At 73.5% G+C, this 11,925-nt stretch carries 10 protein-coding genes; 6 read left to right on the top strand and 4 right to left on the bottom strand.

The annotated features are described in order from the left end of the window. The first annotated feature begins 37 nt into the window (after nucleotides 1-37). Nucleotides 38-301, top strand: coding sequence for a hypothetical protein (locus ACFYE1_RS09810; RefSeq protein WP_058873962.1), 264 nt, complete (start codon nucleotides 38-40; stop codon nucleotides 299-301). Between the two features lie 119 nt (nucleotides 302-420). On the opposite strand, the gene purB is transcribed toward ACFYE1_RS09810, so the two are convergent. After that, the gene (purB, locus tag ACFYE1_RS09805) at nucleotides 421-1,848 is read right to left on the bottom strand and encodes an adenylosuccinate lyase (RefSeq protein WP_387742276.1); all 1,428 of its coding nucleotides are present in this window, start codon (nucleotides 1,846-1,848) and stop codon (nucleotides 421-423) included. A 166-nt stretch (nucleotides 1,849-2,014) separates the two neighbouring features. Between purB and ACFYE1_RS09800 the strand changes: the two genes are divergently transcribed. The 5 genes from ACFYE1_RS09800 to ACFYE1_RS09780 all read left to right on the top strand — a co-directional run bounded on the left by ACFYE1_RS09800 (nucleotide 2,015) and on the right by ACFYE1_RS09780 (nucleotide 8,770). Then, nucleotides 2,015-3,178 (top strand): histidinol-phosphate transaminase, encoded by a 1,164-nt coding sequence (locus tag ACFYE1_RS09800; RefSeq protein ID WP_387742274.1) that lies wholly within the window; start codon nucleotides 2,015-2,017, stop codon nucleotides 3,176-3,178. A gap of 56 nt (nucleotides 3,179-3,234) precedes the next feature. Further along, nucleotides 3,235-4,575, top strand: a complete 1,341-nt coding sequence (locus ACFYE1_RS09795; protein ID WP_387742272.1) for a thiamine pyrophosphate-dependent enzyme — start codon at nucleotides 3,235-3,237, stop codon at nucleotides 4,573-4,575. Next, nucleotides 4,572-5,555, top strand: a complete 984-nt coding sequence (locus ACFYE1_RS09790) for an alpha-ketoacid dehydrogenase subunit beta (RefSeq protein ID WP_387742270.1) — start codon at nucleotides 4,572-4,574, stop codon at nucleotides 5,553-5,555. Before ACFYE1_RS09795 ends, ACFYE1_RS09790 begins: the two co-directional genes overlap by 4 nt. Before the next feature lie 80 nt (nucleotides 5,556-5,635). Further along, nucleotides 5,636-7,090, top strand: coding sequence for a dihydrolipoamide acetyltransferase family protein (locus ACFYE1_RS09785; protein ID WP_387742268.1), 1,455 nt, complete (start codon nucleotides 5,636-5,638; stop codon nucleotides 7,088-7,090). Nucleotides 7,091-7,540: 450 nt separating this feature from the next. Continuing rightward, nucleotides 7,541-8,770 (top strand): aminotransferase class I/II-fold pyridoxal phosphate-dependent enzyme, encoded by a 1,230-nt coding sequence (locus ACFYE1_RS09780; RefSeq protein WP_387742266.1) that lies wholly within the window; start codon nucleotides 7,541-7,543, stop codon nucleotides 8,768-8,770. Here ACFYE1_RS09780 and ACFYE1_RS09775 read toward each other — a convergent pair. The 3 genes from ACFYE1_RS09775 to ACFYE1_RS09765 all read right to left on the bottom strand — a co-directional run bounded on the left by ACFYE1_RS09775 (nucleotide 8,736) and on the right by ACFYE1_RS09765 (nucleotide 11,913). Further along, nucleotides 8,736-9,479 carry a DNA-3-methyladenine glycosylase I gene (locus tag ACFYE1_RS09775; RefSeq protein ID WP_387742264.1) on the bottom strand — a complete coding sequence of 248 codons (744 nt, stop codon included), beginning with the start codon at nucleotides 9,477-9,479 and terminating at the stop codon, nucleotides 8,736-8,738. The two genes, ACFYE1_RS09780 and ACFYE1_RS09775, sit on opposite strands and share 35 nt — an antisense overlap. A gap of 131 nt (nucleotides 9,480-9,610) precedes the next feature. Continuing rightward, complete coding sequence (locus ACFYE1_RS09770; RefSeq protein WP_387742262.1) at nucleotides 9,611-10,624, bottom strand: hypothetical protein; 1,014 nt, start codon at nucleotides 10,622-10,624, stop codon at nucleotides 9,611-9,613. Further along, the gene (locus tag ACFYE1_RS09765; protein ID WP_387742260.1) at nucleotides 10,621-11,913 is read right to left on the bottom strand and encodes a sensor histidine kinase; all 1,293 of its coding nucleotides are present in this window, start codon (nucleotides 11,911-11,913) and stop codon (nucleotides 10,621-10,623) included. The genes ACFYE1_RS09770 and ACFYE1_RS09765 overlap by 4 nt, the downstream gene beginning before the upstream one ends. Between the last annotated feature and the right edge of the window lie 12 nt (nucleotides 11,914-11,925).

Genomic DNA, 11,925 nt, shown 5'->3' with positions numbered 1-11,925 from the left:
GGCGCCGGCCGGGGGCACGAGTTCAGGAGTTCTACCGATGACCGACCAGCGACCCGTCACGGGCGTCCGCACGGACCCCCTCGGGAACATCGTCGCGCTGTGCAATCCCGCCGAGGTGTGGTCCCCGCGGTCGACCACCCGGATCATCCGGGACATCGAGAGCGGTGTCCACCTCTACTACGTCCCGGGATCGTCGGGGCAGCTGCGGGTCCGCGTGGTGTCCGCCGGGTGCGAGAAGCGGCTGTGGGCCGCCCCGGAGGACACCGTCTGCAACAACCTGCACGACCTCCCGTCCGTCTGATCCGCGCGGATCCGTGCCGTTCGGCGCGGACCGGTGCGGCACGGACCGGTGCGGCACGGGGTGCCCGGGCACGAGTGCGCCCCGTGCCCGGGCGCTCCGACGTCGTGCGGGGCGCGGGCTCAGAGGAAGCGCACGAGCTCGGCCGCGATGCCCGTGTAGGTGGCCGGGGTGAGACCGGACAGTCGCCGCTCCGCGGCCGGGGACAGACCCAGGCCCGCCACGAACTCCTGGAGCCGCGCCGCGTCCACCCGGCGGCCGCGGGTGAGGTCCTTGAGCCGCTCGTACGGGTTGTCCATGCCCTCGACACCGGCGATCGCCTCGGCGCGCATGACCATCTGGACCGCCTCCGCGAGGACCTCCCAGTTCGTGTCGAGATCGGCGGCCAGGACCGCTTCCGCCACATCCAGGCGGGCCAGCCCCTTGCTCACGTTGGTGACCGCGAGCAGGGAGTGCCCGAAGGCGACCCCGATGTTGCGCTGGGACGAGGAGTCCGTGAGGTCGCGCTGCCACCGGGACGTCACGAGCGTGGCGCCCAGGGCGTCCAGCACGGCGTTGGAGAGCTCGAGGTTCGCCTCGGCGTTCTCGAAGCGGATGGGGTTGACCTTGTGAGGCATGGTGGAGGAGCCGGTGGCGCCCTCCACCGGAATCTGCTGGAAGTAGCCGATCGAGATGTAGGACCAGACGTCGGTGCAGAAGTTGTGCAGGATCCGGTTGAACCGGGCGAGGTCGGCGTAGAGCTCGGCCTGCCAGTCGTGGGACTCGATCTGAGTGGTCAGCGGGTTCCAGGACAGGCCCAGGCCCTCCACGAATCCGCGCGAGACCTCCGTCCAGTCCGCGTCCGGGACGGAGGCGTAGTGGGCGGCGTAGGTCCCCGTGGCGCCGTTGATCTTCCCCAGGTACTCCGTGCGCTCGATCCGGGCCAGCTGGCGGCCCAGGCGGTGGGCGACCACCGCCATCTCCTTGCCCAGGGTGGTGGGCGTGGCGGGCTGGCCGTGGGTGCGGGAGAGCATGGGGGTCCCCGCCGCGGACTCGGCCAGCGCCGCGACGTCGGCCACGAGCGCCCGGGCCGCGGGCAGCCACACGTCGATCGTGGCGTCCTTGACGCCCAGGGCCCAGGCCAGGTTGTTGATGTCCTCGGAGGTGCAGCCGAAGTGCACGAGGGGGACGAGGTGCTCCAGCCCCAGGGCGGGCAGCCGGCGGCCGATGTAGTACTCCACGGCCTTGACGTCGTGGACCGTCACGGCCTCGATCTCCGCGAGCTCCGCGACCGAGTCGGTGTCGAAGTCCGTGACGATCCGGCGCAGCCCGGCGGTCTGCTCCGCGGTCAAAGGCGCCAGGCCGGGCAGCACCGAACGCTCGGCGAGGTGCACGAACCACTCGACCTCCACGTGCACGCGGTTGCGGTTGAGGGCGGCCTCGGACAGGTGGTCGACCAGCGGCGCGACCACGGGCTGGTAACGGCCGTCGAGGGGCCCGAGCGCGATGGGCGGGACGGCGGCGGCGAGCGCCGCACGCCCCGAGGACAGGATGCGATCGGTGTTGGGCATGGGCACATTCTCCCACGGCGCCCGTGCGCTCCCGGGCGGACGGATTGTCGTCCGCCGCCAACTTTCGCGGAACCCGGTTGTAGCTTTCGCCCGGAAAAGCGCCGGGTCGTCCGGAGGGGCGTCATCCACCGGGGAACCCCGAGGGTGCGGGGATAGCATGACCTCCATGAGTACCAGCGACGCTACCCGCACCCTGGCCGGCACCGCCCCGGCCTCGGGCCCGGCCACCGCCACCACCCCGGCGGTCCGGCCGCGCCCGGCTCTGTCCCGACTTCCCCGCTACGCGGCCGGCAAGCCTCCGGTCGTGGTGGAGGGGCTCGACTCCTACAAGCTGTCCTCCAACGAGAACCCGTTCGGGCCCGTGCCCGCCGTCAAGGAGGTCCTCGCCGACTGGGACGCGGTGCACCGCTATCCCGAGCCGACCTCCGCGGAGCTGCGGGAGGTGCTCGGCGAGTTCCTCGGCGTGCCCGCCGAGGACATCGTCACCGGCGCCGGCAGCCTCGGCGCACTCAACCAGCTGCTGGGCGCCTTCGTGGGCGCCGACGAGGACGGCACCCCGGACGAGGTGGTGCACGCCTGGCGCTCCTTCGAGGCCTACCCGATCAGCATCGGGCTCTCCGGTGGACTGGGCGTCCCGGTCCCGAACCGCCGGGACGGCTCCCACGACCTGGAGGCCATGGCCGCCGCCGTCACCGGGAGGACCAAGGTCGTGCTGCTGTGCACGCCGAACAACCCGACGGGTCCCAGCCTCACCACCGCGCAGGTCGAGCAGTTCCTCGCCGCCGTGCCCCGCGACGTCCTCGTGGTGATCGACGAGGCGTACCAGGAGTTCCAGCGCCGGGACGACCTCGTCAACGGCGTCGACCTGTACCGCCAGCACCCCAACGTCGTCGTGCTGCGGACGTTCTCCAAGGCGCACGGTCTGGCAGGCCTCCGGATCGGCTACTCCGTGGCCGGTCAGGAAATCACCCAGTACCTGCGCCAGGCCTCCCCCACCTTCTCCGTGACCGACCTCGCCCAGCACGCGGCCATCGCGTCCGTGCGCCACTACGACCAGGTGGCCGAGCGCGTCCAGCGGGTCGTCGACGAGCGGGATCGGGTCCTCGCCGGGCTCGACGACCTCGGCTGGCCGTACCCGGAGACGCAGGCCAACTTCGTGTGGCTGAACCTGGGGGAGCACAGCGGGGGATTCGCCGAGCTGTGCGACGCCCACGCACTGTCCGTGCGCCGTTTCGGCGCCGAGGGCGTGCGCGTGACCATCGGGGAGCCGGAGGCCAACACCCGGTTCCTGGAGCTGTGCGCACAGTTCCCCCACCCGCCCGTGCTCTGACCCGCGGCCGCGCCGGCCCGGCTCCTTCCCGAGCAACCCGAAAGGACGTCCTGCCCATGGATGCCGCTCCATCGTCTCCGGCCGCCCCTGTGCCGGACCGCACCGTGCCGGACCGCACCGTGCCGACACCGGAGGTGCGCACGCGCCTGGTGCGGCTCCTCGACCGGGACGGCCGTCTGAGCGAGGACCCGGTCCTGTCCCCGTACGTGCGCGACGTCGACGCCGAGCAGCTGCGCGAGCTGTACCGCTCGATGGCGCTGGCCCGCCGCTTCGACGAGGAGGCGACTCACCTCCAGCGGCAGGGACAGCTGGTGCTGTGGGCGCCGATGCGCGGGCAGGAGGCCGCCCAGGTGGGCTCCGCCCGCGCGCTGCGCCCGGCCGACCACGTGTTCCCGACGTACCGCGAGCACGCCGTGGCCATCGAGCGGGGCGTCGAGCCCGCCGAGCTGCTCACCGTGTTCCGCGGGCACAGCGCCGGGGGGTGGAGGCCGAGCCGGCACCACATGAACGTCTACTCGATCGTGCTCGGCTGCCAGGTCCCGCACGCCGTGGGCTATGCCATGGGCATCGACCTGGACCGGCGGACGGCCGAGGCGGAGGGCAGGGAGGCGGAGCCGGCGGCCGCGGTCGTCTACTTCGGGGACGGCACCTCCACCCAGGGCGAGGTCCACGAGGGCATGGTCTTCGCGGCGTCCTACGACGCCCCGGTGGTCTTCTTCGTGCAGAACAACCAGTGGGCCATCTCGGTGCCGTTCAGCACCCAGTCACGCGTGCCCCTGGCCGAGCGCGCCGCGGGGTACGGCTTCGAGGGGATCCGCGTGGACGGCAACGACGTCCTCGCGGTCCTGGCGGCCTCGCGGTACGCGCTCGAGAAGGCCCGCGCCGGCCAGGGCCCCGTGCTCGTGGAGGCTGAGACCTACCGACTCGGTGCCCACACCACCGCGGACGACCCCACCAAGTACCGCCGGCGGGAGGACGAGCACCACTGGAGCGAGCTCGACCCGCTGCTCCGACTCGAGGCGCACCTGCGCGAGGCCCACGGCACCGGCGACGACTTCTTCGCCGACGTCGCCGCCGATGCCCAGGCGTTCGCCGACCAGGCCCGCGCTCTCGTGCTGGCCATGGACCCGCCCGTGTTCGAGGACTTCTTCGACCGGCCCTACGCCGAGCCCCACTCCCTCGTGGAGGAGGAGCGCGCCTGGTACGCGGCCTACCAGGCCGGCTTCGAAGACACCGACACCGACACCGACGACGACGCCGGGCCGGGCAGCGCACCCGGTGCGGGCCCCGCGGGACCGGACCGCGGCACGCAGGCCTCGGGCTTGACCGTGGCCGCCGACCCCGTGACCGGGGTCCCCGACGCACGGACTGCTGGCACCCAGGAGGACCTCGCATGAGCACCGCTCCCGACCTGACGATCGCGAAAGCGGTCAACGCGGGCCTGCGCCGGGCCATGGAGGAGAATCCCCGGGTGCTGCTCATGGGCGAGGACATCGGCTCCCTGGGCGGCGTCTACCGCGTCACCGAGGGGCTCATGGCGGACTTCGGCGCCCACCGGGTGATGGACACGCCGCTGGGGGAGGCCGGGATCGTGGGCACCGCCGTCGGACTCGCCCTGCGCGGCTACCGGCCCGTGTGCGAGATCCAGTTCGACGGCTTCGCCTTCCCGGCGTTCAACCAGATCACCACGCAGCTGGCGAAGATGCGCAACCGCACCAACGGGGACGTCACCGTCCCCGTGACGATCCGCATCCCGTACGGCGGGGTCATCGGCTCGGTGGAGCACCACTCGGAGTCTCCCGAGGCGCTGTTCGCGCACACCGCGGGGCTGCGCATCGTCACGCCGTCCAACGCCCAGGACGCCTACTGGATGACCCAGCAGGCGATCGCGTGCGAGGACCCCGTCATCGTCTTCGAGCCCAAGCGGCGGTACTGGCTCAAGGGCGCGGTGGACGTCGAGCGGCCGACCGCCGACCCGTTCTCCGCGCAGGTCGTCCGCCCGGGCGAGGACGCCACCGTGGTCGCCTGGGGTCCCCTCGTGCCCGTCGCGCTGGCCGCGGCGCAGGCCGCGGAGGAGGACGGGCGCAGCGTCGAGGTGATCGACCTGCGCTCGCTGTCGCCGATCGACTTCGACACCCTCGAGGACTCCGTGCGCCGGACCGGCCGCCTCGTCGTCGCCCACGAGGCCCCGACCTTCGGCGGCCTCGGCGGGGAGATCGCGGCCCGCCTGACCGAGCGGGCGTTCTACTCCCTCGAGGCACCGGTGCTGCGGGTGGGCGCCTTCCACCTGCCGTACCCCGTGGCCGCCGTCGAGGACCGGTACGTGCCGGACCTCGACCGGATCCTCGAGGCCCTGGACCGGTCCTTCGCCTACTGACCTGCCGACCCGGTCGCCGGGTTCGCGGGCCGGCGGCACCGCCGCCGGTCGGGGAACCGCGCGAGAGAGGAAGTACTGACATGCCCCAGATCTTCAACCTGCCCGACGTCGGCGAGGGCCTGACCGAGGCGGAGATCCTCGCGTGGAGGGTCGCACCGGGGGAGACCGTCACGGTCAACCAGGTGCTCGTCGAGATCGAGACCGCGAAGTCCGTGGTCGAGCTGCCGTCCCCGTACGCCGGCACCGTCCTGGACCTGCTGGCCGCCGAAGGCAGCACGGTCGAGGTCGGCACCCCCATCATCGCCGTGGTCTCCCCGGGCGAGTCGCCGGAACCCGCCCCGGTCTCCGGCGTCCCCGGGGTGCTGGGCGAGGGCGGGGAGCCCAGCACCGGTGCGGACCGCCCGCTGGTCGGCTCCGGGCCCAAGGCCGACCCCGTGCGCCGGCGCCGCCGGGTGGCCGAGCCGCCGGCACCCGAGGCCGGAGCAGAGGCGGCCCGTCCCGCGGGCTGGACGGAGAAGCTGTCCCGGGGCCCATTGGGGACCGGGCTCGGCGGGGGGATCGGCACGGCGGCCCAGGGCATCGCCGGGCGCGCCGCCCGGCTGGCCGAGGACAGCGGCGTCTGGCGCCGGCCCGGTCGCGGGGAGGGGCCCACGGCCGTCGAGAGCGTTCCGCGCCGCCCCGCGCTGGCGAAGCCTCCCGTCCGGAAGGCCGCACGGGACCTGGGCGTCGATCTCGCCGACGTCCCCGCCACGGGCGCCGCCGGGCAGATCACCAAGCGCGACCTGCTGGCCCACGTCGCGCGGCTCGGCGAGGCAGGGGACCGGCGCCGCCCCGCGGCCCCGGAGGAGCGGATCGAGCGGATCCCCGTCAAGGGTGTGCGGAAGGCCACGGCGCAGAACATGGTGCGCAGCGCGTTCAGCGCCCCGCACGCCTCGGTCTTCGTCGAGGTCGACGCCACGCGCACCATGGAGTTCGTCCAGCGGCTCAAGGCCGCCCCGGACTACGAGGGCGTCAAGATCACGCCCCTGCTGGTGCTCGCGAAGGCCGTCCTGTGGGCCGCGGCCCGCAATCCGATGGTCAACGCGACGTGGACGGACGAGGAGATCCTCGTCAAGCACTTCGTCAACCTGGGCATCGCGGCGGCCACGCCGCGCGGGCTCATGGTCCCGAACGTCAAGGACGCCCAGGACCTCTCGCTGCGGGAGCTGGCCGTGGCCCTCGACGAGCTCTCGAAGACCGCCCGGGCGGGACGGACCCAGCCGGCGGACATGCAGGGCGGCACCCTGACCGTCACCAACATCGGGGCCCTCGGCCTCGACACCGGCACGCCGATCATCAATCCCGGCGAGGTGGCGATCGTCGCGTTCGGGAGCATCAAGCAGAAGCCGTGGGTCGTGGACGGCGCCGTGGTGCCCCGCTGGGTGACCACGCTGGGCGGGTCCTTCGACCACCGCGTGGTCGACGGGGATCTCGCGGCCCGCTTCACCGCGGACGTCGCCCGGATCCTCGAGGAGCCGGCACTGCTGCTGGACTGAGCCCCGGCCGGTGCGGCACGGCAACGGCCCCGCACCGATCGGTGCGGGGCCGTGTGCTGCGTCGTCGACGCGCGTGCCGCCACGTCTCGCGCTCTCCCCGCCGGGCCATGGCCCGGCGCCGCACCGACGTGGAACAGGGCGGTTGCTCGCCGTGCCCGGCGTCCCATCTCCGTGGACCCGCGATTGAAATCCCCCCAGACACAATCACACATCTCATTCACGATGGATCACTCGTGCGACGCCGGCTGCGGTGGCAACCTGCCCGTCGGCCCCCGGCACTGCTGCCGGGAACCTGTCCCCCCACGCCCGGAGGGCCGCCTCAGCGCGACCTCCTGACGTCCAGGACTGGGACCAGTATTGCGGAGGTCTGGACAAAAGTCTGTCCCCCGAAGTGCGCATGACGAGGCGTGACGGCGGCCACTCGGGCGAGGGCGGCCGTAGGCTGGGCGCATGCCCGCGCACCTGCCTCCCCGTCCCTCGGCACGCTCGGCGGTGCCGCCGTTCCGGGTGATGGAGATCCTCGCCGACGTCGAGCGCCTGCGGGCCGTCGGCCGGGACGTCGTCTCGCTCTGTGCGGGAGAGCCCTCCGACGGTGCCCCGGGCCCCGTGGCCCGGGCGGCCGCCCGGGTGCACGCCCGCAACGAGGGGCTGGGCTACACCCCCGCCCTCGGGATCGAGCCGTTGCGCCGGGCGGTGGCCGGCCACTACGCCCGGTGGTACGGACTCGACGTCCGTCCCGAGGACGTCGCGATCACCACGGGGGCCTCCGGGGCGCTCGTGCTCACCTTCCTGGCGGCGTTCGACGTGGGGGACCGGGTGGCGGTGTGCCGGCCCGGCTACCCCGCCTACCGCAACACCCTGGCCGCCCTCGGCGCCGACGTGGTGGAGCTCGACTGCGGGGCGGCGACCCGCTTCCGGCCCACGCCCGGGATGCTCGACGCCGCGGTCGCCGCGCACGGACCGCTGCAGGGCCTGGTGGTGGCGGGTCCGGCGAACCCGACCGGCACCGTGCTGGAGCCCGCGGAGCTGGCGGCACTGGGACGGTGGTGCGCCGAGCACGGGACGCGCCTGATCAGCGACGAGATCTACCACGGGATCGTGCACACCGCCCCGGAGGACAGTGCTCCCCGCGACGGCGGGCCGTACCGGGGCACCAGCGCGTGGGAGCACGGCCGCGACGCCGTGGTGATCTCCTCCTTCTCCAAGTACTGGGGGATGACCGGGTGGCGGCTGGGCTGGGCCCTGCTGCCCCGGGACCTCGCGGCCGCGGTCGACGCGCTGGCCGGCAACCTCAGCCTCTGCCCGCCCGCCGCCGCCCAGCACGCCGCCGTGGAGGCCTTCTCCCCGGACGCCTACGCCGAGGCGGACCGGGCCGTCGAGCAGTTCGCCCGCTCCCGGAGCCTGCTGCTGGACGCGCTCCCCGCGCTCCGGTGGGGAGAGGTCGCGCCGGCGGACGGGGCGTTCTACCTCTACGCCGACCTCGGGGAGCAGCTCGAGCGGTACGGCAGCTCCCTGGAGTGGTGCCGGCGGCTGCTGGAGGCGGAGGCCGTCGCGGTCGTGCCCGGTCTGGACTTCGACGCCGCGCGCGGCCACCGCGCGGTCCGGCTCTCCTTCGCCGCGGGGCCCGACCTGGTGGAAGAGGCCGTCACCCGGATCCTCCGGTTCCAGTCCCGGCCCTGAAGCACCCGGCCAGGTGGCCGGGGAGCACCCCGGTGCGGAGCAGGAACCGGTGCGCGGTGGTGCGCCCCACGAACACGAGCCCCACTTTCTTGAGCCGGGCGGCCAGGCGTTCCCCCTCGGGGGAGCGGCGGGACTCCTCCAGCACGGTCAGCGGCGGCTCGGCGGCGGCCGGTCGGAGGTCCCCGACATGCTCCGCCCAGTCCTCGGGCCCGAGCCCGCGGCAGGCGCGGGCGTTGTGCACCACGGCCTCGATCTTGGCCCGGTTGCGGATGACCGCGGGATCCAGGAGCAGCTCGTCGACGTCGTCCTCCGTCATCCGGGCGATCTCCTCGGGGACGAAGTCCCGCAGCGCCCGGCGCAGGCCCTCACGACGCTGTGCGATGCTCCAGCGGGCCAGGCCTGCCTGGAAGATCTCCAGGCTGAGGGCCTCGAACCAGCCGGAGGACTCCGTGGGCAGTGCGCCCCAGCGCCGGTCGTGCTCCTCGAGCGCTGCCGGGCCCGTGGGAGCCCAGGGGCAGCGGCGCCGGCCGTCCCCGCAGAGCACGGCGCGGAAGGCGTCGTCGGGGGAGCGGCGGGTGTCGGGGGAGCGGTCGATGGTCTCGGGGAAGCGGTCGTCGCCACGGGGACGGGCGCCGGGAGAGCGATCGTCCTCGGGGGAAGAGCGGTCGTGGGCGGGGTGCGGGTCGTGCCCGGCGGAAGCGGTGTCCATGCGACCACGGTAGGAACGCCGGGAGGCGGGCCGGGGCGCGCGCGGCCCCCTGTGGACGGTGCCGCCCGTGCCCGGGGCGCCGGCCCCTGGGTGCAGTGCGGGCGCCCCGCACCAGGGGACGGCGGAGCCGGTCAGAACCGGGAGACCTCACCGGTGCCGTCGGCGATCTCGATGGCCACGGGCTCCTCGTCCCCGGCGTTGCCGTCGTGGACGATGAACACCGCGGCGGGCTCTCCCTCCGGGAAGGCGCGGATCGTGACCGACCCCGAGGTCGCGGCGTTGAGCACCTCCATGGCCTGGCGGGTGGCCGCGCGCAGCACCGCCGTGGGCAGCGGCTTGCCGCGTTCGTCCAGGATGTCCACGAGCACGCCCCGGGCCCGCGCCGCCCGCGTGACCTCGAGCAGGTAGGGGGTGGCGACCGAGCGTCCCCGGATCGAGTCCCGCAACTGCGCCTCGGTCAGCCGGAACTGCCCGATCTCGTACTCGGAGACCGGCGAGGGGTCGTGCGCGATCCGCTCGAGGAGCCCGCCCGCGAGTCGGCGCACCTCGTGCACGCGCTGCACGGAGGCATTGACCGTGTCCTGCTCGGCCTCGTCGTGGGTGCGCGCCGAGATCACCATGTCCCTGGCCTCGGCGAACGCCGCCGAGGCGCGGTCGTACTCCCGGGCGATGAGCTGGCTCGCGAGCAGCAGGGCCGCCGCCGCCGCGTTCGTCAGCGCCGCGTCCCACAGGCCCAGGGCGGAGCGGGCGCCCCACGTCATGGACATGGCGACCGCGATGACGAGCGTGGCCCAGCCCCACCCGGCGCGGCGCCGGATGCCGAGGACCACGAGGAATCCGTCGAAGCCCAGGGTGAACCACTGGCCGCCGAACAGCTCGGCCTGGGGGTTCAGCGCGTCGTAGGAGCGCTGGATCGACACCAGCATGAGGAGCACGCCGAGGACCGCGGGCAGGTCGGGGAGCCGGCGCTGCCCGTACGGGTACACGACGAGCGCCACCGCGATCACATAGGTCGCGAGCGCGGCCTGCATGAGGTCCGGCTTGTCCATGCTGGGCGTCTGCAGGATCCCGAGCACCACGGGGATCAGGAAGAACACCGCGGCGGCCACCAGGCTCATGGGGTGGAAGATCGTGCGGGAGATCATGGCTGCGCGTCCCGGGGCCAGAGGATCGTCACGCGGGTGCCCCGGCCCGGTGCGCTGTCGACGTCCACCGCGCCGCCCACGTGGCGCACGTTGCCCAGGATGGACACGCGCACCCCGAGCCGCCGGGAGTCGACGCTGCGGACCTGGAAGCCGCGGCCGCGGTCCACGACCTGGAAGCGCAGGAAGAAGCCCTCGGGATTGAGGGGGGTGGGCGGGCACACGTCGCCGTCCATGGTCACGAAGGTGACCTCCGTGCCGGAGTGGCGGGCGCTGTTGGAGACCGCCTCGGTGACCGCCTGCACGAGGGCCTGCGCCGTCTCCACGGGAATCAGGGGGCGCGGCTGGCCGGGCGGCCTGATGTAGGGGGTGATGCTGTTGAAGCGCACCCGGTTGCGCCACGGGGACAGGGACTCGAGCAGGTCGTCCAGCAGGGTGTGCACCATGGTGGTGCCCTTGCCCTCGGCGCGGCGCTCCTCGAAGGCGAGGACCTCGAGGGCCCGCTGGGCCAGTTCCCGGGTGCGCCGCTGGACGGGCCCCGGAGCCCGTCCGGCGTCGAGCAGCGCGGCCATGACGTTGTCGTGGATCAGACGGTCGAGCCGCTCCTGCTCCTCGGCCTGCGAGCGGGAGCGGTTGAGCTGCAGCTCCTGCGCGATCGCGGCCGCGTAGACCTGGTCCGCGTTCTGCCCGCCCTTGTAGACCAGGCTGATCAGCACCACGAGGACCACGCCGAAGGCGATCCGGCTCGTGGCGTCGAACAGCACGCCCATCACGTCCCCCGACTCCGTGGTGCGCACCATGACCAGGACGTAGAAGACCGTGACGGACGCCAGGTACGCCACGGCCAGCTCGATGCTCCACGCGACCACGGTGGCGGCGGCCGCGAGCAGGATGAACGGCTCCACCCACGGGTCCTGCGGCAGAGGGGCGCCCGTCCAGGCGAGCGGCAGGGTCAGGACGGCGAGCGCCACGAGCACCGGGGCCGCGAGCACGGGCCACATCCGCACCTGCCGCCTGGCGCCCTGGAAGAGCATGGCGCCGCCGTTGACCAGGAGCCCCAGCAGGAACACCAGGTGCCACCGCTCGAAGGCACGCAGCTGGTCCCCCACGATGGTGAGGGACTCCAGGAACAGCGCGATGACGACCAGCCCGTGACAGATGTTCGCGAGCAGGTGGATGCGGTAGGAGTTCATCCCCAGCTCCTGCGGCGAGGTCGGCACCAGGAGGCTGCTGCGGCGCCGCCGGGCGGGGACCTTTCGGTAGGCGAGCGGGGGCCGGGCGGCGTGACTCACGGAGCGGTGGTC

Source organism: Kocuria nitroreducens (assembly GCF_042879195.1).
Taxonomy (GTDB): domain Bacteria; phylum Actinomycetota; class Actinomycetes; order Actinomycetales; family Micrococcaceae; genus Kocuria; species Kocuria nitroreducens.
This window is presented reverse-complemented; position numbering and strand designations above follow the sequence as displayed.